Genomic DNA, 21,050 nt, shown 5'->3' on the forward strand with positions numbered 1-21,050 from the left:
GGGGTTAAGTTGTGGATTTTAAACTGATTCTGTTAACGATGGGCGTCTCTTTCGTCCTGGCGGTGATTTTGGGGCCGTTGTTCATTCCGCTGCTGCGCCGCCTGAAGTTCGGCCAGCAGATCCGGAACGACGGGCCGCAGACACACTTGAAGAAAGCCGGCACGCCTACGATGGGCGGCATTATTATCATGGTCGCCCTGACACTGGCTTTTTTCCGTTTTTCGGAACATAACGCCGATTTTTATATTTTGCTTGTAGCCTGTTTAGGTTACGGGCTGATCGGTTTTTTGGATGATTATATTAAAATTGTGTTCAAGCGTTCTTTAGGCCTTACAGCCAAGCAGAAACTGATCGGACAGCTTTTCTTTGCGATTGTAGTGTGTTACCTGTTGAACATGAGTGGCCACAGTACGGCAATCGCAATTCCAGGCCTTCATTATTCCATTGATCTTGGATGGCTTTACTATCCGTTTGTTGTATTCACCATGCTGGCCATGTCCAATGCGGTGAACTTTACCGACGGTGTGGACGGACTTCTGTCTGGCATCAGCGCTATTGCCTTCGGTGCCTTTGCGGTAATCGCAATGATGCATACCGAGTGGGAAGCTGGCATTTTCTCGGCGGCCATGATCGGAGCGGTTCTTGGTTTTCTCGTGTTTAACGCCCACCCGGCCAAAGTCTTCATGGGAGATGCCGGCTCGCTGGGCATCGGCGGAGGGCTGGCGGCAGTTGCTTTTATTACGAAAACGGAACTTCTCCTGATTGTGGTAGGCGGCGTTTTTGTAGTAGAAATGCTGTCCGTGATTATCCAGGTCGTCTCTTTCAAAACGAGAGGCAAGCGTGTGTTCAAAATGAGCCCGATCCACCATCACTTCGAATTGTCCGGATGGTCGGAGTGGAGAGTGGTCCTGACGTTCTGGACCGTAGGGCTGTTTCTTGCGGCTGTCGGACTTTACATCAATGAGGGGTTGAACTAGATGAAACATCCTTCGGAATATGAGAATCAGCAGGTCATCGTTCTCGGTTTAGCCAAATCAGGCGTCAGCGTCGCCAAGGTGTTTCATGACCTAGGGGCGAAAGTTACGGTCAACGATAGAAAAGAGCGCTCCGAATGTCCCGAGGCCGGCGAGTTGTCGGCTTTGGGTATTTCTGTTCTATGCGGCGGTCATCCGGAGGGCCTCGTGCATGAGGGCGTTGCTTTGGTGGTCAAAAACCCGGGTATTCCTTACACCGCACCTCCTGTGGCGGATGCTTTGCGTCTAGGCATTGAGGTCGTGACGGAAGTGGAGGTTGCATACAGGCTCAGCCCTGCGCCGATGATCGGCATCACGGGATCTAACGGCAAGACCACGACCACTACATGGGTAGGGGGAATTCTGGAGCGCGCTGGACTGAAGCCTGTTGTAGCGGGTAATATCGGCAGGGCATTGACAGAAGCGTCGTTAGAAGCGGAACCGGACAACTGGATGGTTGTCGAACTAAGCAGTTTTCAGCTGAAAGGAACGGACCAGTTTCGTCCGCGTATTGCCTGCCTGCTTAATTTGGCAGAGACTCACCTGGATTATCACGGCACGATGGAAGATTACGTTGCTTCTAAAGCGAAGCTGTTTGCTAACCAGACAGCCGAAGATACGGCAGTATTGAACTGGGACGACGCAGTCTGCCGTGAGCTTGCCGGTTCGCTGAAAGCGCAGCTTCTGCCGTTCTCTGTGCACGAAGAGCTCGAATGCGGCGTCTTCCTGCAGCCGCCGATGGCTGCTGGCGAATCCCTCGGCGAACGCCGCCTCGTGTACCGCGACCGCGCCGGTGCCGAGCACGAGATCCTTCCTGCGAGGGATCTCGGCGTGGCCGGCACGTTTAACGCGGCGAACGCGCTGGCTGCGGCTGCGATCAGCCTTGCCGCCGGCGCGCCGCTGGCGGCGATTGCCGCGGAACTCGCAGCGTTCCGCGGCGTCGAACACCGCCTGGAGTTTGTTGCAGAGGTGAACGGTGTCACCTACTACAACAACTCCAAAGCCACGAACGCCACCGCCACCATCTCGGCGGTGCAATCGCTGGACCGCCCGATCGTGCTGATCGCGGGCGGTTTGGACCGCGGCTCCGATTATATGGAGCTGCTGCCCATCTTTGAAAACAAGGTCAAAGCCGTCGTCACGCTCGGCGAGACCCGTATTAAAATCCTGAACATCGCCAGGCTGGCAGGAATCAGTTCGATGGAATCCGTCGATACTGGGGAGAATGCGGCCGAGGTTCTGGATGCTGCGGTGCGGCAAGCGGCGGCCTTCGCTGAAGAGGGCGATATCGTCCTGTTGTCGCCTGCATGCGCAAGCTGGGACATGTTCTCTTCCTTCGAGGAGCGCGGACGCATTTTTAAAAAATCGGTGCATAGTCTGTAATAGGGCGTAAAACAAGCCCTACATCGATATGAAGAGGTGCTTGCGTCCATGCCTAAGACACGTTCCGCTCCGGACATCTGGATTTTAATCCCCCTGCTGGCCATCCTGGGAATCGGGGTTGTGATGGTGTACAGCGCCAGCAGCGTGCTGGCCTTTCATAATTTCGGAGATTCATTCTATTTTCTGAAACGCCAGCTCTTTTTTGCAGGACTCGGCTTAGTAGCGATGTATTTCACGATGAACACTGATTACTGGGTATGGAAGAAAGTGGCGAAGGTCGGCCTGATCGTATGCTTCGGTCTGTTGATTCTCGTCCTGATTCCTGGAGTAGGGGTTGTCCGCGGCGGTGCGCGAAGCTGGCTGGGCATTTCGTCGTTCGGCATTCAGCCGTCCGAATTTATGAAGCTGGGCATGGTTATTTTTCTGTCCAAGCTGTTATCGGAAGAACAATCGAAGATTACGCAGTTTACGAAAGGCTTGCTTCCTCCGCTTGGAATTATGGGGCTGGCGTTCGGCTTAATTATGCTGCAGCCGGATCTTGGAACCGGGGCGGTCATGGTAGGGGCATCGATTTTAATTATTTATGTAGCCGGTGCGAGAATGCTCCATTTAGGCTCCTTGGCTTTGGTCGGGATAGCCGGATTCGTCGGTCTGATTTTGGCCGCTCCTTATCGGCTGAAGCGGATTACCGCATTCCTGGATCCGTGGAGCGACCCTTTGGGTGCAGGCTATCAGGCCATTCAGTCGCTTTACGCGGTCGGACCCGGCGGTCTTGTCGGACTTGGTCTTGGGATGAGCAGACAGAAATACAGTTATCTTCCGGAGCCTCAAACGGACTTTATTTTCTCAATTATTGCGGAAGAACTCGGCTTTATCGGCGGCATTACGGTCCTGGCTTTGTTCCTTGTTCTGGTTTGGAGGGGCATGCGCACGGCCATAACAGCGCCTGATACCTTCGGAAGCTTGCTCGCCGTAGGGATCGTCGGCATGATTGCCATTCAAGTCGTAATTAATATAGGCGTCGTCATCGGCATGTTCCCGGTAACGGGTATTACACTGCCGCTGATTAGTTACGGGGGATCCTCCCTTACGCTGATGCTAACTTGTTTAGGCATTTTACTTAACATATCCCGGTATTCGAGGTGAATTCTATGCGCGTCGTCTTAACTGGCGGCGGTACAGGGGGGCATATTTACCCGGCTGTGGCCGTTGCCAGACAATGTCTGAAGGAGTTCCCGGATGCCGAGTTTCTGTATATCGGCACCTCCCGGGGGTTGGAAAGAGATATTATCCCTAAGGAAGGAATTCCTTTTGAATCCATTGAAATCACGGGTTTCAAACGGAAGCTGTCGCTTGACAATGTGCGGACGGTAATGAGGTTTGTGAAAGGCGTCAGCCGCTCCAAAGAGCTTCTGCGCAAATTTAAGCCCGATATCGTAGTCGGTACTGGCGGTTATGTTTGCGGTCCGGTCGTTTATGCGGCGGCTCGTTCAGGCATTCCTACACTTGTCCATGAGCAAAATGTAATTCCCGGTTTGACTAATAAATTTTTGAGCCGCTATGTTTCAACCGTTGCGGTAAGTTTTAAGGGTTCGGAATCCAATTTCCCGGCAGCCAAGCGTGCCGTTTATACCGGTAATCCCCGTGCAACCGTCGTCGCAAATGCAGACGCAGAACGGGGATTTGCCACGTTGGGGCTGCCGTCCGGCAGCCAAATCGTTGTCATCGTCGGCGGAAGCAGAGGGGCGCGTGCTATCAATGAAGCGTTTATGAGCATGCTCCCGGATATCGGCCGGTTTAAGGGTACCCATTTTGTTTATGTTACCGGGGAAGCTCATTATGAAGCCGTGCTGCTCAAGATTAAACAGACGGCAGGCACGTCGCCGTCCAATCTTCATGTGCTGCCGTTCGTATACAATATGCCCGAAGTTCTGGCGGCAACAAGCCTGATCGTCAGCAGGGCGGGAGCGTCGTTTTTATCGGAAATTACATCATTAGGCATCCCGTCGATTCTGATCCCGTCCCCTTACGTAACGAATAACCATCAGGAGGCGAATGCCAGATGGATGGAAAAGGAGCAGGCATCCGTCCTGATCCTGGAGAAGGAACTGAATGGAAGCACACTGAGCCAAGCGATCGGCTCGATCGTAGAGAATCCGGGCAGGTCGGAAAGCATGTCGAGCCAGTCGTTAAAACTCGGCCAGCGGGACGCGGCTCAGCTGCTTTTGGAAGAAATGAAACGGCTTGTCCGTTAGAATGAAACAGGATGGAAAGTACGTCTGGGCGATTGTCACACTCGTGAGCAAACTGACATAGACTATCCCATAAACGTGACAGTCACCCAGATGGAACGCGGGTTTAACAGGCGTCACACGCCAACCCTTTGATGTTCTATGAAGGAGGTTCGTCCCATGCAGCAGGCCATTTCTGAATTGAAAGCCGCGAATATAGGAGATGTACTAGTAAACAAATCACTTGCAGAATTCACAACATGGAAAATAGGCGGCCCGGCCGATGTTTTGATTGTTCCCCACACGAAAGACCAGCTGGTTCAAGCGGTACGCATTCTTCACAGCCACGGCATTCCATGGTCCGCCATCGGAAGGGGCTCCAATATGCTCGTTTCCGATAAAGGGATCCGCGGGGTCGTCATCAAGCTTGGAGAAGGTTTGGATTATGTCCGGTTCGAAGGGAACATTGCCGTCGCGGGCGCTTCATATTCGTTTATCAAGCTCTCGATTATGGCGGGAAAGCAGGGATTGACCGGCCTGGAATTTGCAGGGGGGATTCCGGGCACTGTAGGCGGCGCCGTCTATATGAACGCAGGAGCCCACGGGTCTGATGTGTCACGCATTCTTACAAGTGCCGAAATCTTGACGGAAACAGGTGAACTAAGGCAATGGCAGCCGGAAGACTTGAAGTTCGACTACCGGCACTCCGTTCTGCATGAGCAGCGGGGGCTGGTTACGGAAGCGACGTTTGAGCTGAGCTTCGGTGACCGCAAAGAGATTGCTGCCGCAATGGCATCCTACAAAGACCGGCGGCTGAAAACGCAGCCTCTGCAGCTGGCTTGTGCCGGCAGCGTATTCCGGAATCCGCCGGGCACGTTTGCCGCTAAGCTAATCGAGGAAGCCGGACTGAAGGGCTTGCGCGTAGGCGATGCGGAAGTGTCGGTCCAGCATGCCAATTTCATCGTCAACACCGGCAAGGCGAAGGCCAGTGACGTTCTCACCCTGATGGCACAAGTGAAGGACGCTGTAAAAGCGAGGTTCGGCGTAGAGCTTGTTCCTGAAGTTTTGGTGGTGGGTGAGCGGTAAATCGGAGGTGAGACATTGGATAAGTTGGTGATTGAAGGCGGGAAACCATTATCAGGTACCATTCGCATTCACGGAGCCAAAAACGCCGCACTGCCGATACTTGCAGCTAGCGTAATGGCCGAAGGAACGCATGTGATCGAGAACGTTCCCGACCTGCTGGATATTCAGACGATGCTGAATATACTTGAGCGTATTGGCTGCAAGACGGAACACCGTCTGCAGACGGTTACCCTTGACACTTCTGATGTGCATACGGCGCATATACCTGAAGATTTAATGGGCCAGATGAGATCGTCTATTTTTCTGATGGGCCCGCTGCTTGCCAGGTTTGGAGAGGTCCAGATCTATCAGCCTGGCGGATGCGCGATCGGAGAGCGCAAAATAGACCTTCACTTAAAAGGGCTTGAAGCGCTCGGCGCCGAAATCGTGGAAGAGGAAAACCGGCTGATCTGCAAGGCAGCCCAATTGACCGGCGCGGATATCGTATTGGATTTTCCAAGTGTCGGCGCTACGGAAAATATTATGATGGCGGCCGTGAAAGCGGAAGGGATTACAACGATCACCAATGCCGCCAGAGAGCCGGAAATTCAGGATTTGCAGCACTTCCTTAACAGCATGGGCGCCAAGATTATCGGAGCGGGTACGGACACGATCACGATTGAGGGTGTAAGCGAGCTGACACCTTGCGTATACAGCGTGATTCCCGACCGTATCGTTGCGGGAACGCTTATGGTAGCTGCCGCTGCTACCCGCGGCAGTATTACGCTTCAGAATGTAAATCCGGGGCATTTGACGTCGGCTATGCATGTGCTCAAGCGGGCGGGTGTTCAGATCGCCGTGGATGGTGATATAATAACGGTAGGCTGTCATACCCGTCCGAAGCCGGTGGAACGGATCGTAACCTCGCCTTACCCGGCATTTCCGACGGACCTTCAGTCTCAGGTTATGGTGCTGTTATGCCTGGCTGACGGAGTCAGCATCATGAAAGAAACGATTTTTGAGGGCCGCTTCAAACATGTCGACGAACTCTCAAGAATGGGTGCGGACATTTCAGTAGATATGGGCTCAGCATTTATCCGGGGCGTACCCCGGTTGTATGGCGCAACGGTAGAGGCGACCGATTTGCGTGCCGGCGCAGCACTGGTTATTGCGGGACTCGCGGCGACCGGAATTACCGTTGTCGAGCAGATTCATCACATTGACCGCGGTTACGACCGGATCGAGCAGATCTTCCAGCATCTCGGAGCCACGATCGAACGCCGGTCACCTGCATCGCAGCCGCTTCTTCGGAGGTTGAACAATCAGTAACGATCAAGGGATTGAATATAGGCCGGCCAGTGTCGTCCCCTCTTGTAGTTGGAAGAGGGGACGCAAGGCTTTCCCGGGATACTTGCCTATAGGAAGGTGGAACACGCTTGGCGAACATTACGCAGCTGCCGGTGCTGAGGGAGCAGAAAGTAAAGCGTCGGGGCAGCAGAAAGCTTTTATATCTTCTTCTCTTTTTATTTATGGTGCTGCTGGCCATTCTATTCTTCCGTTCTTCCTTCAGCAAGGTCAAGACGATTGAAATTAAAGGCAATCATTATTTAACTACACAAGAAATCAGCCAGGCCTTGGACGTAAAGGTCGGCGACCAGTTTTTCGGGACAACCTCCGGAGCGATGAAGCGGCGTATCGGCCAATTACTGCCAATTGAGCAAGTAGTGATTCATAAGAAGTTTCCCGGGTATATTCTAATAGAGATCCGGGAACAGAAGACGGTAGCGTTTCAATTGTCGCCTAAAGAGGGTAAATTAATGGCTATTTTATCAGGCGGCGGCACTGTGATTCCGAAGACGAACCGGGTAACCTTGGATAAGCCTGTACTTTCCGGATGGGACGGCAAAGAAGCGCTGATGAAGAAATTGTGCCTAGCGCTGGCGAAGGTGCAGGACGGACTGTTGTCCGATATTTCCGAGATTAAACCCGATCCTTCAAATGCTTACCCTGACCGGATACTGCTTTACACTCGCTCCAGATTCGAAGTGTCGACTACCATTTCTTACTTGCCGCAGAAAGCGGAGTACATAAATGCCGTCATCGACGGTCAGGAACCTGGCAGGATTACGATGCTGGAAGCGGACTTTTATACGCCGTACGTGCCGGAAGCTTCGTCCGGGGATGAGAATTCCCAAAATGATACTACTCAATAGATCTGTATAATGGTAGAATTAGAGAGTTATCTAAGAATCCGCATTCACATGCACGGCGTATTTTTGTTTTTTTTGTACGGGATTTGGACGGAATGAGTGAAGGAAGTCCAGCACAAAAATTTTGTAGAAAAAAAGAGGGAATATAAGTGCCGTGTTGAATATGTACAAAGGCTTTTTGATTTTTTCACCCTTTTTATTGATGAAACAGGAGGTGCCAAGGATTGAGCAGCAATGACATCATTGTTAGTTTGGACATCGGTACATCCAAAGTACGTGCTATTATTGGTGAGATAACTAATGGAACCATTAATATTATTGGAGTTGGATCGGCCGACTCGGAAGGCATTCGCAAGGGAGCCATCGTTGATATTGACCAGACTGTGCAGTCTATCCGGAACAGCATTGACCATGCGGAACGGATGGTAGGCATTCAAATATCCGAAGTAGCAGTAGGCATTACCGGGAATCATATTGCACTGCAGTCGAGCCACGGCGTAGTTGCCGTCTCGAATGAGGACCGGGAAATCGGCGACGAGGACATCGACAGGGTCATACAGGCGGCAAGAGTCATCGCTCTTCCCCCGGAACGCGAAATTATCGGCATAGTGCCAAAGCAATACGTGGTGGACGGCCTGGAAGGCATTCAGGATCCCCGCGGCATGATCGGCGTACGTTTGGAAGTAGAAGCAACTATCATTACAGGTTCGAAGATGGCGATACATAATCTTCTCCGCTGTGTAGAAAGAGCGGGCCTGAAAGTAACAGGCCTTATTTTAATGTCACTTGCTTCGGGCCAGCTGACATTGTCCAAAGATGAGAAATCAATGGGCACTGTTCTGGTGGATATCGGAGCGGGTGCGACCACGATTTCCGTGTTCGAGCAAGGCAACTTGACAGCCACATCTACGCTGCCGATCGGCGGGGAGTATATTACTAACGATATTTCCATCGGTCTGCGCACGCATGCGGAGTATGCAGAGAAAATTAAGTTGAAATACGGCTGTGCCGTCATCTCCGATGCTGCAGCTGATCAAGTGTTTAAGGTAAACCGCATCGGCAGCAATGTGGACAAAGAGTTCTCCCAGGTGGACCTGTCCAATATCATCGAACCGCGCGTACAAGAGATTTTTCAATTAATTCGCGAAGAAGTAAACCGGTTAGGGTATGCTGATCTGGCCGGAGGTTACGTGTTAACCGGCGGTACGGTATCGATGCCAGGCATGCTGACCATTGCCCAGGAAGAACTGGCCACATCCGTCAGGATTGCTGTACCGGATTTTATTGGGGTTCGCGATCCGGCGTTTACAAGCGGTGTAGGCATCATCCATTTTGTTACTAAATTCATGAAAAACCGCGGGACCGCTATCGCGCCGAAGAAAGCAGCTTCGCGCAAAGCGGCAGCTCCTGCGAAACCGGGCTTTATGGAGCGTATGAAGAATTATTTTAGCGAATTCATATAGGTTCGAATTATGACGGACACGAATGCTGAGTTAGGGGGACATGAATTAATATGCTGGAATTTGATTTTGAATTAGACCAATTGGCTCAGATAAAGGTCATTGGGGTCGGCGGCGGCGGAAGCAACGCTGTGAACCGGATGATCGAGAACGGTGTGAAAGGCGTAGAGTTCATTACGGTGAACACGGATGCCCAGGCTCTTCACCTTGCGAAGTCGGAGCATAAGCTGCAGCTTGGGGACAAGCTGACCCGGGGACTTGGCGCGGGAGCGAATCCGGAGGTCGGCAAGAAAGCGGCCGAGGAGTCCAGAGAGAACATTATGAATACCCTTCGCGGAGCGGATATGGTATTCGTTACTGCCGGTATGGGCGGAGGAACAGGTACAGGTGCGGCGCCGGTGATTGCGGAAATCGCGAAAGAATGCGGTGCTCTTACTGTAGGCGTAGTTACGCGTCCGTTCACTTTCGAGGGCCGCAAGCGCGCTTCTCAAGCAGAACAGGGGATCGAGGCACTGAAAGAGAAGGTTGATACCCTGATCGTCATTCCTAATGACCGGTTACTTGAGATCGTCGACAAGAAGACACCGATGCTGGAAGCGTTCCGGGAAGCGGACAATGTACTTCGCCAGGCGGTTCAAGGCATCTCCGATCTGATTGCGGTACCTGGACTTATCAATCTTGACTTTGCGGATGTAAAGACGATCATGACCGAACGCGGTTCGGCACTGATGGGAATCGGCCAGGCAACAGGGGAAAACCGTGCTGCGGAAGCTGCTAAGAAAGCCATTATGAGCCCGCTGCTGGAAACGTCGATTGACGGTGCCCGCGGAGTAATCATGAACATTACAGGCGGAGCGAATCTCAGCTTGTACGAAGTGAATGAGGCGGCTGAGATTGTGATTTCGGCATCCGATCCGGATGTGAACATGATCTTCGGTGCGATCATTGACGAGAACATGAAGGACGACATTAAAGTTACGGTTATCGCCACAGGCTTTGAACATAAGCCTGCTGCCTACCTGCAGCGCAAGCCGCTTGCACAACAGCAGCCGCAGGCTGAGACGGAAGAGCAGAAGTATGTGAACCCCGGTTTTAACAAACCGGCGAGTCCTTCCATTTCACAAGACCAGCTGGATATCCCTACATTCCTGCGCAACCGCAGAAATAACGACAGATAAACAGCACATAAGCGAAACTCTCACTTCCATAGTGAGGGTTTCTTTTGCATTTTAGACACCTTCTATTTCGACAAAAAAACCTACAGATTCTCGGCATGTTTAGACAGACTTTGGAATAAGCTTTCGATATACTAGGCTCATAGGTTAACAGCTGGAAGCGATTGGTATGAAAGACCGCAAGGAAATGGTAGGGTGATGAGCTTCGTGGTAGTCTATGCGGACCTGATATTCCTGTTTAACCTGCTGATTGACGCGCTTTTGCTGCTGCTGACCGCCAAGACCCGCCACTTGAAGCCCAAGCTGTGGAGGCTGTTGCTTTCTTCAACGGTTGGCGCTTCTTATGTGATTTTTATGCTGATTCCTTCGTTATCCTTTTTATTTACGTTTCTCATTAAGTTTATGTTGTCCCTCGTGATGATGCTCATCGCATTCGGATATGGAAGCCTGGGGCGGTTTGCAAAAAATACAGGTGCCTTTTACTGTATTAACTTTGCAGCAGCCGGGGGGATTGTTGGAGCGTATTACCTGTTTCAAAATTCAAACGAAGTATGGAACGGTATCCTCGTTTCTCAGACCGGATTCTCTTTCCGGCTTCAAGTAGGTTTTTTCTTTGTGGTCATATTCCTGATGCTGTCGGCTCTGCTGTACCGGATAGTCTTTGCAGCCAAGAAGAAGCAGGACACGGAAGCGGAACACATGGCTGAAGTGTCGGTGCTGATTGACAGCCATGAATCGGTTTGTACTGGATTGATTGATACAGGAAATCACCTTTACGATCCGTTAACGCGAACACCGGTTATGATCATGGAAGCAGAAGCATGGAAAGAACACCTGCCGGAAGCCTGGATGAAACGGATCCGCGATTCTGAAATCGATGAGATCATCTCCGCCATCGGACAGGAGGACTTTCCTTGGCAGGACCGTCTCCGTTTGGTGCCTTACCGGGGATTAAACCGGGGAACCCAGTTTATGCTCGCAATAAAGCCCGATAAAGTAACCATTTGTCTCTCCGGCAAGGTAATTGAAGCCACGAAAGTACTGATTGGTCTGGATGGCGGCAAACTGTCGGCAGAGGGTGTATACCATGCGATCATACATCCTGCACTGGTAAGCGAGGCCTAGCACTCCGTATGCTAAATAACCGATACTGATCGACTTAGGAGGAAAGAAACATGTTTCTAAAGTTGAAGATGAAGCTCTCCGTTTGGTACTACCGTATCCTGATGAAGCTTGGAATCAAATCCGAAGAGATCTATTATATCGGTGGAAGCGAAGCGCTGCCGCCGCCGTTGACCCGTGAAGAAGAGGAATATTTACTAGGCAAGCTTACGACAGGAGATGCGGCAATCCGCGCTATGCTGATCGAGCGGAATTTGCGTCTTGTTGTGTACATAGCTAGAAAGTTTGAAAACACTGGCATAAATATCGAGGATCTGGTGTCGATCGGTGCCATCGGGCTAATTAAAGCGGTAAATACATTCGATCCGGAAAAAAAGATAAAGCTGGCCACGTATGCTTCCCGCTGCATTGAGAATGAAATATTGATGTACCTTAGGCGCAACAGCAAAATTCGCACGGAAGTATCTTTTGATGAGCCATTGAACATTGACTGGGACGGAAACGAACTGCTTCTTTCGGATGTTCTGGGCACTGAAAACGATACAATTTACCGAAACATCGAAGAACAGGTGGACCGGAAACTGCTACATAAAGCATTGGATAAATTATCAGACCGGGAGCGCGTCATTATGGAGCTCCGCTTCGGTTTAACCGATGGGGAAGAAAAAACACAGAAAGATGTAGCCGATCTGCTCGGCATTTCTCAATCGTATATTTCCAGGCTGGAAAAGCGGATTATCAAGCGGCTGCGCAAGGAATTCAACAAGATGGTTTAGCTGCTCATGTCCTATTCAGACAAGCTTTATACGGCGGGTCAACGGGTTAATTTTTGGAATAAAAAAGACGGCCTCGGGGATAATTAACATTAATGTTTCTCCTTGGGAGGTAGTCACGTTGACCCGAAACAAAGTTGAGATCTGCGGTGTGGACACGGCAAAGCTGCCGGTATTAACGAATGCCGAAATGCGTGAGCTGTTTGTCAGCCTGCAAACCCAGAACGAACGAGCATCAAGAGAGAAATTGGTGAACGGGAACCTTCGACTGGTTCTGAGTGTCATCCAAAGATTTAACAACCGGGGTGAGTTCGTCGACGACCTGTTTCAAGTCGGCTGTATCGGCCTGATGAAAGCCATTGACAATTTTGACTTAGGCCAAAATGTGAAATTTTCGACCTATGCGGTTCCGATGATTATCGGCGAAATCCGCCGTTATCTAAGGGACAACAACCCGATCCGTGTATCCCGTTCGCTTAGGGATATAGCTTACAAAGCGCTGCAGGTAAGAGACAGCTTGACCAATATGAATTCGCGGGAACCGACCATTTTCGAGATTTCCGAGGCGTTAAACGTACCAAAGGAAGATGTTGTTTTTGCTTTGGATGCCATCCAGGATCCGGTCTCGTTGTTCGAACCGATTTATCATGACGGCGGGGACCCGATTTATGTCATGGATCAAATCAGCGACGACAAGAACAAGGATGTATCCTGGATTGAAGAAATTGCCTTGCGCGAAGCGATGCGGAAGCTGAACGACCGGGAGAAAATGATACTCTCCATGCGGTTTTTCGAGGGAAAGACGCAGATGGAGGTTGCCGATGAGATCGGCATCTCGCAAGCCCAGGTGTCACGGCTGGAGAAGTCGGCAATATCGCAAATGCAGAAGCATGTAAAATCGTAACCGTGTTTCCAAACTTCGAAAAATAAGCCCGGCGGCCGCCGGGCTTTGTTGTGTCTGCACTATTTAGGCCTTGTTTGTTTTAGAAGAGGCGGCAGCTGCTATGCGGACACTGCCGATCGCGGATGTAATCTTTTCTGTCCTTCGTCCGTGAGCGTCAGCCAGACGATGCGGCGGTCCTCTTCGCTGCGCTTGCGTGTAATGAACCCGTCTTCCTCCAGCTGGCTCAACATTATGGTAGTGCGCCCGAAGAAAGCTGAAGCTTTCGTAAGATATCGATGACCTTGCACTGTTCCTTCTGTTGTATGAGCCGCATCATAAGAAATTTTGTCTTTGTAATGTTATGCTTTCTAATTCATGTTGAAATTCAGTGCTCATGTCCTGCACAGCATTGTTGCGATTTTTTTTGCAGTTAGTGCCGTTTTTTCTTTTTATGGACATTTTACTTAGGTTACACATATATTAGGTAGTGGATAGGCATCGGCTTGCTCCGTGAGAAACCCATTCTAGCAAAGCAGTGGTGATTCGGATGAAAATATCGGATTTTCAAACGAAGGACGTTATTAATATTGTGGATGGCAAGAAACTTGGTCAAATCAGCGATCTGGAACTTGACTTGCGGCAGGGGAGAATCGATTCGATCGTTGTGCCGAATGCCAGTAAATTTTTCGGGTTGTTCGGCGGCGGGACGGATCTGGTCATTCCATGGCGGAATATTGTCAAGATCGGAGCAGATGTGGTGCTGGTTAAGCTGGATGATATGAAAACATACCGGACTCAGGATGACGAAGTTCCCATCGATTATCAGCGCAGCAGGTAAGCGGCTCTGCCATGCAGCACACGTGTATCCGGTCCATGCCCGGTTACGTGTGCTTTTTCATCTTCAGGCAGGTTTGTGATACACTGAAACACGGAGGGGATTCCATGGAACCATTTGTACATACCGCAGTGAATGAGAACATGTCTTTATTTTATATAAACTCCTGGATGAATGCGCACCCGGAGGTTACAGCAGGTTTTACCTCAAGGAGCGGGGGCGTTAGCAAGCAGCCTTATGGTTCGTTAAACTGCGCTCTCCATGTGAATGACGAGGATGAGTCGGTGATTCGGAACCGGACACTGCTGGCGGAAGCATTAGGCTTGCCTGCCGGTTCCTGGACTTGCGGAGAACAGGTTCACGGCAATACTGTTACCATAGTGGAAGCATCGGATATAGGAGCCGGACGTCTTTCACGGGAGAATGCCGTTCAGGATACGGACGCACTCATTACGAATGTTACGGGTGTGCTGCTAACTTCTTTTTATGCGGATTGTGTTCCTATTCTGTTTTTCGATCCTGTTCAAAAAGCGGCAGGATTAGCTCATGCTGGCTGGAAAGGAACCGTTCAGGAGATAGCATCCAACACCGTGGAGGCCATGCATTCTGCATACGGCTCGCGTCCTGAGGATATCCTTACAGCAATCGGCCCTTCGATCGGAGCATGCTGTTATGAAGTGGATGAGACGGTGATAGCTAAGGTTCGCAGTCTTCAGCTAGAAGAACCGCATTATGAGGATTTAGGCAGCGGGAAATATAAAGTCGATCTGAAGGGAATTAACCGACAAATTTTGAGAAAAGCAGGAATTTTGCCGAGTCATATCGAAATATCGAAGTGGTGTACCGGTTGCCGGACAGACTTGTTCTTTTCCCATCGGAAAGAGAATGGGATGACTGGACGAATGGCGAGCTGGATTGCAATGACAAAAGAGGGTTAAGGGATGAGTTTACAACAACGAATGCAAAATGTAGAGCAGCGTATCCGGGCTGCATGCGCGCGAAGCGGCCGTCAGCGTAACAGCGTGAAAGTTGCCGCAGTAACGAAATATGTATCTTTAGACACAACTATTCGCGCAGTGGAAGCGGGCTTAACGAATGTCGGGGAAAACCGTTGGCAGGACGCTCAACCCAAATGGGAAGCGATCGGATCAAAGGCTTCGTGGCATTTCTTGGGTCACCTGCAGACCAACAAGGTTAAAGAAGTGGTAGGCAGATTTGACTACATTCATTCGCTGGACAGGCTCTCGCTCGCGAAAGAACTACATAAAAAGGCGGATGCGTTGGATATCAGCGTCAATTGTTTTATTCAGGTAAACGTCTCGGGAGAAGAATCCAAATTCGGATTACCTCCCGGTGAGTTGTTCTCTTTTGCGGAGCAGCTTCGCACGCTGGACAGAATTCATGTTGCCGGCTTGATGACCATGGCACCCTATGAATCGGAACCGGAGGCAACCCGCCCTGTATTTGCGGGACTTCGTTCCCTGAGAGACGAACTGAACGAACGTAAGATTCTTGCCGCACCTGTGACTGAGCTTTCAATGGGGATGTCAAACGATTTTGAAGTGGCCGTAGAAGAAGGAGCGACCTGGTTGCGATTGGGCACCGTTCTAGTAGGGAAAGAGGAGGAATAAAGGGATGAGTGTAATGAACCGGTTTATGAATTTCTTCGGACTTCAGGACGAGGAAGAAATTATTGAGCGCGAAAAATTCGTGACTCAAGAAGAGGAAGTTGAAACCTCAGCGTTTGAGGCACGTAAACAACAGAAGGCAGCTCAGAATGTCGTGAGCCTTCATTCCCAGAAACAGCAAACCAGGTTCGTGTTATGCGAACCTCGCACGTATGACGAATCTCAGGAAATCGCAGATCACTTGCGCTCCAGAAAGCCGGTCTTGGTCAATTTGCAGCGGGTACGGCCCGACCAGGCTATGCGGATCGTTGATTTCCTGAGCGGAACAGTATATGCTCTGAATGGGAATATTTCGAAAGTGGGTCCGAATATTTTCGTCTGTACACCGGACACCGTGGAAATTCAAGGGACCATCACAGACATCTTGGCCGACTAGATTTTATATTAACTTCTGAGGTGAATAGGCTTGGAGATCCAATTGTTTATAAACACACTATTTACGGTTTACCGCTATTTAATTATCGCTTATGTTCTCCTCTCCTGGCTGCCGAACGTAAGAGACAGCTTCATCGGTGAGTTGCTTGGGAAGATTGTAGAGCCTTATCTGTCCATCTTCCGGAGATTTATTCCTCCGATCGGAGGCATGCTCGACCTTTCCCCGATCGTTGCGATTCTTGTGCTTCCGCTTGTTCAGGCAGGGCTTAATGTTGTGCTGAGCTATATTCCAGGGTACTGATGATGGCAGCAGATATTCATGTGCATTTCCATCCGGATGAGCGCGGATTCGTTGACCGCGCTTCGGAATGGATCGAGAGGGCTGCGGAGAACCATCAGGTGAAGCTGACGGATTTTCTGGATCCCAGGCAGGCCGTTATCCTCGAGTCGCTTGCTAACCGAAGCGGGAATGTGGTGTATCGCCTGGACGGCGGCTATGAGGAAGCGGAACGAAGAAGGGCGGTCATCGCCCCGGACTATCGCGATCCCGATGATATTCCTGCCTCGATCTCTGTTCTGTCCATCACTTCGGATGACAGCAAGATTACGGATCTTCAGCACGGAGACTACATGGGTTCGATTTTAAGCTTGGGGATTAAACGGGATAAGATCGGCGACATTCATGTACATGATACCGGGTGTCACATTCTTGTTTCAGACGACATCGTTTCTTATTTTCATTTGCAGTTACAGCAAGTCCACCGTGTCCATGTTCTCACGGAAATCCTTCCTGCGGACCGTCTGAAGACGGCGGAAGTGAAGTTCGAAGAACTGAACCTGTCGGTGGCTTCTTTGCGCTTGGACGGGATTGTCAGCGATGTGTACAGGCTGAGCAGAACGAAAATTTTAGCCCCGATTCAAGCCGGACGCTGCCGTGTAAATTGGAAAGTGGAAGAGAATCCTTCTAAACAGCTGAAGGAAGGCGACGTTGTATCACTGCAAGGTTTCGGGAGATTTAAAGTGCTTGAGATCGAAGGCATGACCAAAAAAGGCAGAGTTCGAGTCAAAATCGGAAAATATGCCTAAACGTTTGCAGGAATTTAGGGTGTGCTGTCGAAATCTTGAGGAAGCAAAGAAAGTTTCTATTCGTACTAGGAGGTGCACCAATGCCGTTAACGCCATTGGACATACACAATAAGGAATTCGGAAGACGACTGCGGGGCTATGATGAGGACGAAGTCAATGAGTTTCTGGACCAGGTTATCAAGGACTACGAGGCGTTGATCCGGGAGAATAAAGATCTGCAGGGGCAGATTCTCGGCCTTCAGGAGAAACTGAATCATTTCATGACCATTGAAGATACACTTAGCAAAACGATTATTGTCGCTCAGAACGCGGCCGACGAAGTTAAGACGAATTCCAAGAAAGAAGCTCAGCTGATTGTGAAAGAAGCGGAGAAGAATGCGGACCGGATTATTAATGACGCGCTTGCGAAATCCCGCTCGATTGCAATTGAAGTGGAAGAGCTTAAGAAGCAGGCTTCGATATACCGTACGAGGTTCCGTTCTCTGGTGGAAGCGCAGCTTGAGCTTTTGAAAGAGGAAAGCTGGGAATCACTTGAGGAATCCAGGCTGGTAGCGGCTGAGTAGTCCTAAGCAGCCTTCCTTTCGTGACATCTGCCCGCATTGACTTGGCGTGTGCTGGAATAGTATACTTAGCAAATATAGTGCATAGCTTACAAAGCGATGACTGGGACGAGTAGATAAAGGTACAGTGTCAGCGAATTAGGAACAGGTGCGAGCCTAATCACTGGATTTTATTGAAGATCACCCAGGAGCGTCTCTTGAACCGCTGCCTGCTTCCTAAGTGCAACCGGATAAAGAGAAACGGGTCATTCCGTTATCAATGATCGAGTGATAAGACAACCGCCGCCTACGAACACGGGGGTCATTTCTTATTATGAGGGTGGTACCGCGAGCAAACTTCTCGTCCCTTTCTGGGATGGAGAAGTTTTTTTGGTTTTAATAAAGAAAGATAGGAGTGTGGACAAAATGGATTACGGCAAAACATTAAACCTGCCCCAAACCGATTTTCCGATGCGCGGCAATCTGCCGAACGCCGAACCGAAAGTGCAGGATTGGTGGAAAGAACAGGATATTTATAAACTGGTGCAAGATAAGCAAAAGGGGAAGCCGAAGTTTATTCTGCATGACGGACCTCCTTACGCAAATGGCGATATTCATATCGGCCACGCGCTGAACAAAATTTTAAAAGACATCATCGTCCGTTTCAAAACGATGCAGGGCTTTGATGCTCCCTATGTTCCAGGATGGGATACGCATGGTCTCCCTATCGAGCAGGCCATTGCTAACAGCGGCAAAGTAGACCGCAAGAAGATGAGCGCGCTGGAATTCCGCAAGTATTGCGCTGAATATGCGATGAACTGGGTGGAGAAGCAGAAAGTTCAATTCCAGCGTCTGGGCATCCGCGGAAATTGGGAGCACCCTTATATTACGCTGCAGCCGGAATACGAAGCGCAGCAGATCCGCGTTTTCGGCGATATGGTGAAGAAGGGGTATATCTACAAGGGTCTTAAACCTGTATATTGGTCTCCTTCTTCCGAAAGTGCCCTAGCGGAAGCTGAAATTGAGTATCAGGAGAAAACATCGCCCTCCATCTACGTTGCTTTCAAAGTAAAGGATGCGAAAGGCAAGCTGCCGGAAGATGCCGAAGTTGTCATTTGGACAACAACGCCTTGGACGCTGCCTGCGAACTTGGCTATTTCAGTGAACCCTGACTTCGATTACGTGGTTGCAGCCGTCAATGGACGTAAGTTTGTCCTGGCGGAAGGGCTTTTGGAATCCGTAAGCAAAGAATTGAACTGGGCCGATGAAGAAGTAATTCAAAAAATCAGCGGAGCCGATTTGGAATTCGTCACCTGCAGCCATCCGTTCTATGACAGGGAGTCCGTAATCATCCTGGGTGATCATGTTACGCTGGACGCCGGTACAGGATGCGTACACACCGCGCCCGGTCACGGGGAAGAAGACTTTGCGGTAGGCCAGAAGTATAACCTTGGCGTGCTGTGCCCGATCGATGATCAAGGTAAGTTTACTAAGGAAGCTCCAGGATTTGAAGGGGAGTTTTACGATAAAGCGAACAAAAAAATTACAGAGATGCTGGAACATTCCGGACATTTGCTGAAGCTTGGTTTCATTAAACATCAATATGCACATGACTGGCGTACAAAGAAACCGGTGATCTACCGTGCAACGGAGCAATGGTTTGCTTCCATTGACAAATTCCGTCAGGATATGCTTGACGAAATCAAACAAATCAAATGGACGCCGACATGGGGCGAGGTTCGCCTTGGCAACATGATCGCAGACCGCGGCGACTGGTGCATTTCGCGTCAGCGGGTGTGGGGCGTTCCGATTCCGATCATGTACTGCCGCAGCTGCAACCATCCGTTGGTGAATGATGCGACCATCGAGAAAATTGCAGGCGTATTTGAACAAGAAGGTTCGGATGCGTGGTTTGCTAAGAGCGAGCAGGAGCTGCTTCCGGAAGGAACGGCATGTCCGGAATGCAACCACCAGGAATTCCGAAAAGAAACTGACATCATGGACGTATGGTTTGACTCGGGCTCCAGCCATGCAGGCGTCCTGGAAACTAGAGAAGCGCTGCAATGGCCGGCTGATCTTTATTTGGAAGGTTCCGACCAGTACCGCGGTTGGTACAATTCTTCGCTCATTACCGGTGTGGCCACACGCGGCCGCTCGCCTTATAAGAGTATTCTAAGCCACGGATTTACTCTTGACGGAGAAGGACGCAAAATGTCCAAGTCACTGGGCAACACTGTAGATCCAAATAAAGTATGTAACAGTCTGGGAGCAGACATTTTGCGCCTATGGGTTTCTTCGGTGGATTATCAGTCCGACGTTCGAATCTCCGATAACATCCTGACACAAATTTCGGAGGGCTATCGGAAAATCCGTAACACTCTGCGTTTCTTCCTTGGAAACTTGGCCGGTTTTGATCCTGCGAAAGACAAAGTTTCTGTCAACGATTTGTCTGAGTTGGACCGGTTTGCGCTGATTCGTCTGAACCGGATGACCGGAAAAGTGCTGAAGGCATATGAAGCTTATGAATTCCATACCGTGTATCAAGCGGTTCACCATTTCTGCGCCGTGGAGATGAGCGCATTCTATTTGGATATCGTAAAAGACCGTCTGTATGTTAACGCACCTGACGCACCGGCCCGACGTGCTTCGCAAACCGTATTATATGAAGCACTTACGGCAATAACTAAGTTAATCGCTCCAATTTTGCCGCATACAGCCGACGAGGTATGGAAATTCATCCCCGGGGTTGAAGGCATTAGTGCACAACTGGCGGATATGCCGAATGAGGATGCATCCTTGTATGATCCTAAGCTTGAAGACAAATGGGAAAAGTTCATCGCGCTCCGTGAGGACGTGTTTAAAGCTCTTGAAACAGCCCGGAAAGACAAAGTGATTGGAAACTCCTTAAGTGCCTCCCTGCATTTGTATCCTAATGCGGAAGCAGCTGAATTGTTATCGAAACTGGGCGAACTGGAGCAGCTGTTTATCGTGTCCGGTGTTACCGTACATCCATCCGATGCAGAAATTCCATCTGATGCTGCCGATTTCCCATCCTTGAAGGTGAAGGTTGAAGTTGCGGAAGGGGAAAAATGTGAACGCTGCTGGATTGTAACTCCGGAAGTAGGCAGTAACGAAGAGCATCCTACCCTTTGCCTGCGCTGTGCAGAGGTCATAACAAATCATCATCATGAATAATCGGGCTTTAGCACCCG

21 protein-coding genes and 1 other annotated feature are annotated in these 21,050 nt (G+C 50.3%); of the genes, 20 read left to right on the forward strand and 1 reads right to left on the reverse strand.

The annotated features are described in order from the left end of the window. Nucleotides 1–11: 11 nt before the first annotated feature. The 12 genes from mraY to sigG all read left to right on the forward strand — a co-directional run bounded on the left by mraY (nucleotide 12) and on the right by sigG (nucleotide 13,336). Nucleotides 12–977 (forward strand): phospho-N-acetylmuramoyl-pentapeptide-transferase, encoded by a 966-nt coding sequence (mraY, locus tag ACFSUF_RS10265; protein ID WP_377602611.1) that lies wholly within the window; start codon nucleotides 12–14, stop codon nucleotides 975–977. Continuing rightward, nucleotides 978–2,396, forward strand: coding sequence for a UDP-N-acetylmuramoyl-L-alanine--D-glutamate ligase (gene murD, locus ACFSUF_RS10270; RefSeq protein WP_377602613.1), 1,419 nt, complete (start codon nucleotides 978–980; stop codon nucleotides 2,394–2,396). It begins immediately after the preceding gene. 48 nt (nucleotides 2,397–2,444) lie between these two features. After that, complete coding sequence (gene spoVE, locus ACFSUF_RS10275; protein ID WP_377602614.1) at nucleotides 2,445–3,542, forward strand: stage V sporulation protein E; 1,098 nt, start codon at nucleotides 2,445–2,447, stop codon at nucleotides 3,540–3,542. Nucleotides 3,543–3,547: 5 nt separating this feature from the next. Further along, the gene (murG, locus tag ACFSUF_RS10280) at nucleotides 3,548–4,651 is read left to right on the forward strand and encodes an undecaprenyldiphospho-muramoylpentapeptide beta-N-acetylglucosaminyltransferase (RefSeq protein ID WP_377602615.1); all 1,104 of its coding nucleotides are present in this window, start codon (nucleotides 3,548–3,550) and stop codon (nucleotides 4,649–4,651) included. A gap of 156 nt (nucleotides 4,652–4,807) precedes the next feature. Beyond that, the gene (murB, locus tag ACFSUF_RS10285) at nucleotides 4,808–5,713 is read left to right on the forward strand and encodes a UDP-N-acetylmuramate dehydrogenase (RefSeq protein WP_377602617.1); all 906 of its coding nucleotides are present in this window, start codon (nucleotides 4,808–4,810) and stop codon (nucleotides 5,711–5,713) included. 15 nt (nucleotides 5,714–5,728) lie between these two features. Then, nucleotides 5,729–7,021: a UDP-N-acetylglucosamine 1-carboxyvinyltransferase gene (murA, locus tag ACFSUF_RS10290; RefSeq protein ID WP_377602619.1), complete on the forward strand. Its 1,293-nt coding sequence runs from the start codon at nucleotides 5,729–5,731 to the stop codon at nucleotides 7,019–7,021. 107 nt (nucleotides 7,022–7,128) lie between these two features. Further along, the gene (locus ACFSUF_RS10295) at nucleotides 7,129–7,905 is read left to right on the forward strand and encodes a cell division protein FtsQ/DivIB (RefSeq protein ID WP_377602621.1); all 777 of its coding nucleotides are present in this window, start codon (nucleotides 7,129–7,131) and stop codon (nucleotides 7,903–7,905) included. Between the two features lie 221 nt (nucleotides 7,906–8,126). Further along, nucleotides 8,127–9,365, forward strand: a complete 1,239-nt coding sequence (ftsA, locus tag ACFSUF_RS10300; protein WP_377602622.1) for a cell division protein FtsA — start codon at nucleotides 8,127–8,129, stop codon at nucleotides 9,363–9,365. A 50-nt stretch (nucleotides 9,366–9,415) separates the two neighbouring features. After that, on the forward strand, nucleotides 9,416–10,540 hold the full coding sequence (ftsZ, locus tag ACFSUF_RS10305; RefSeq protein ID WP_377602623.1) for a cell division protein FtsZ: 1,125 nt from the start codon (nucleotides 9,416–9,418) through the stop codon (nucleotides 10,538–10,540). Between the two features lie 195 nt (nucleotides 10,541–10,735). Beyond that, nucleotides 10,736–11,662, forward strand: a complete 927-nt coding sequence (spoIIGA, locus tag ACFSUF_RS10310) for a sigma-E processing peptidase SpoIIGA (RefSeq protein ID WP_377602625.1) — start codon at nucleotides 10,736–10,738, stop codon at nucleotides 11,660–11,662. Between the two features lie 50 nt (nucleotides 11,663–11,712). Continuing rightward, a complete protein-coding gene (sigE, locus tag ACFSUF_RS10315; RefSeq protein WP_377602627.1) occupies nucleotides 11,713–12,435 on the forward strand; it encodes an RNA polymerase sporulation sigma factor SigE in 723 nt (240 codons plus the stop codon). A gap of 118 nt (nucleotides 12,436–12,553) precedes the next feature. Beyond that, a complete protein-coding gene (sigG, locus tag ACFSUF_RS10320) occupies nucleotides 12,554–13,336 on the forward strand; it encodes an RNA polymerase sporulation sigma factor SigG (RefSeq protein WP_377602629.1) in 783 nt (260 codons plus the stop codon). A gap of 98 nt (nucleotides 13,337–13,434) precedes the next feature. On the opposite strand, the gene ACFSUF_RS10325 is transcribed toward sigG, so the two are convergent. Then, the gene (locus ACFSUF_RS10325; RefSeq protein ID WP_377602631.1) at nucleotides 13,435–13,623 is read right to left on the reverse strand and encodes a transcriptional regulator, SarA/Rot family; all 189 of its coding nucleotides are present in this window, start codon (nucleotides 13,621–13,623) and stop codon (nucleotides 13,435–13,437) included. 239 nt (nucleotides 13,624–13,862) lie between these two features. Between ACFSUF_RS10325 and ACFSUF_RS10330 the strand changes: the two genes are divergently transcribed. The 8 genes from ACFSUF_RS10330 (at nucleotide 13,863) to ileS (ending at nucleotide 21,033) form a co-directional block, all read left to right on the forward strand. After that, a complete protein-coding gene (locus tag ACFSUF_RS10330) occupies nucleotides 13,863–14,153 on the forward strand; it encodes a YlmC/YmxH family sporulation protein (protein WP_377602633.1) in 291 nt (96 codons plus the stop codon). 104 nt (nucleotides 14,154–14,257) lie between these two features. Next, a complete protein-coding gene (gene pgeF, locus ACFSUF_RS10335; protein ID WP_377602635.1) occupies nucleotides 14,258–15,088 on the forward strand; it encodes a peptidoglycan editing factor PgeF in 831 nt (276 codons plus the stop codon). A 3-nt stretch (nucleotides 15,089–15,091) separates the two neighbouring features. Continuing rightward, nucleotides 15,092–15,781: a YggS family pyridoxal phosphate-dependent enzyme gene (locus ACFSUF_RS10340; protein WP_377602636.1), complete on the forward strand. Its 690-nt coding sequence runs from the start codon at nucleotides 15,092–15,094 to the stop codon at nucleotides 15,779–15,781. Nucleotides 15,782–15,785: 4 nt separating this feature from the next. Next, a complete protein-coding gene (locus ACFSUF_RS10345) occupies nucleotides 15,786–16,214 on the forward strand; it encodes a cell division protein SepF (protein ID WP_377602638.1) in 429 nt (142 codons plus the stop codon). A 24-nt stretch (nucleotides 16,215–16,238) separates the two neighbouring features. Beyond that, complete coding sequence (locus tag ACFSUF_RS10350; RefSeq protein ID WP_377603147.1) at nucleotides 16,239–16,514, forward strand: YggT family protein; 276 nt, start codon at nucleotides 16,239–16,241, stop codon at nucleotides 16,512–16,514. 2 nt (nucleotides 16,515–16,516) lie between these two features. Next, the gene (locus tag ACFSUF_RS10355) at nucleotides 16,517–17,299 is read left to right on the forward strand and encodes a YlmH family RNA-binding protein (RefSeq protein WP_377602640.1); all 783 of its coding nucleotides are present in this window, start codon (nucleotides 16,517–16,519) and stop codon (nucleotides 17,297–17,299) included. An 80-nt stretch (nucleotides 17,300–17,379) separates the two neighbouring features. Further along, the gene (locus ACFSUF_RS10360) at nucleotides 17,380–17,862 is read left to right on the forward strand and encodes a DivIVA domain-containing protein (protein WP_377602641.1); all 483 of its coding nucleotides are present in this window, start codon (nucleotides 17,380–17,382) and stop codon (nucleotides 17,860–17,862) included. An 87-nt stretch (nucleotides 17,863–17,949) separates the two neighbouring features. Next, nucleotides 17,950–18,210, forward strand: a binding site (T-box leader). Nucleotides 18,211–18,264: 54 nt separating this feature from the next. Next, the gene (gene ileS / locus ACFSUF_RS10365; RefSeq protein ID WP_377602643.1) at nucleotides 18,265–21,033 is read left to right on the forward strand and encodes an isoleucine--tRNA ligase; all 2,769 of its coding nucleotides are present in this window, start codon (nucleotides 18,265–18,267) and stop codon (nucleotides 21,031–21,033) included. Nucleotides 21,034–21,050: the final 17 nt, after the last annotated feature.

This window comes from Paenibacillus gansuensis, from assembly GCF_042684925.1.
Taxonomy (GTDB): domain Bacteria; phylum Bacillota; class Bacilli; order Paenibacillales; family DY6; genus Paenibacillus_N; species Paenibacillus_N gansuensis.

Bases quoted from the DNA above. Each gene is read 5' to 3' on its own strand.
- ACFSUF_RS10360 (WP_377602641.1), top strand. From the start codon at position 17,380: ATGCCGTTAACGCCATTGGACATACACAATAAGGAATTCGGAAGACGA.
- ftsZ (WP_377602623.1), top strand. From the start codon at position 9,416: ATGCTGGAATTTGATTTTGAATTAGACCAATTGGCTCAGATAAAGGTC.
- sigE (WP_377602627.1), top strand. From the start codon at position 11,713: ATGTTTCTAAAGTTGAAGATGAAGCTCTCCGTTTGGTACTACCGTATC.
- ACFSUF_RS10330 (WP_377602633.1), top strand. From the start codon at position 13,863: ATGAAAATATCGGATTTTCAAACGAAGGACGTTATTAATATTGTGGAT.
- spoIIGA (WP_377602625.1), top strand. From the start codon at position 10,736: ATGAGCTTCGTGGTAGTCTATGCGGACCTGATATTCCTGTTTAACCTG.
- murB (WP_377602617.1), top strand. From the start codon at position 4,808: ATGCAGCAGGCCATTTCTGAATTGAAAGCCGCGAATATAGGAGATGTA.
- spoVE (WP_377602614.1), top strand. From the start codon at position 2,445: ATGCCTAAGACACGTTCCGCTCCGGACATCTGGATTTTAATCCCCCTG.
- ACFSUF_RS10355 (WP_377602640.1), top strand. From the start codon at position 16,517: ATGGCAGCAGATATTCATGTGCATTTCCATCCGGATGAGCGCGGATTC.
- murG (WP_377602615.1), top strand. From the start codon at position 3,548: ATGCGCGTCGTCTTAACTGGCGGCGGTACAGGGGGGCATATTTACCCG.
- ileS (WP_377602643.1), top strand. From the start codon at position 18,265: ATGGATTACGGCAAAACATTAAACCTGCCCCAAACCGATTTTCCGATG.
- ACFSUF_RS10345 (WP_377602638.1), top strand. From the start codon at position 15,786: ATGAGTGTAATGAACCGGTTTATGAATTTCTTCGGACTTCAGGACGAG.
- murD (WP_377602613.1), top strand. From the start codon at position 978: ATGAAACATCCTTCGGAATATGAGAATCAGCAGGTCATCGTTCTCGGT.
- ACFSUF_RS10340 (WP_377602636.1), top strand. From the start codon at position 15,092: ATGAGTTTACAACAACGAATGCAAAATGTAGAGCAGCGTATCCGGGCT.
- pgeF (WP_377602635.1), top strand. From the start codon at position 14,258: ATGGAACCATTTGTACATACCGCAGTGAATGAGAACATGTCTTTATTT.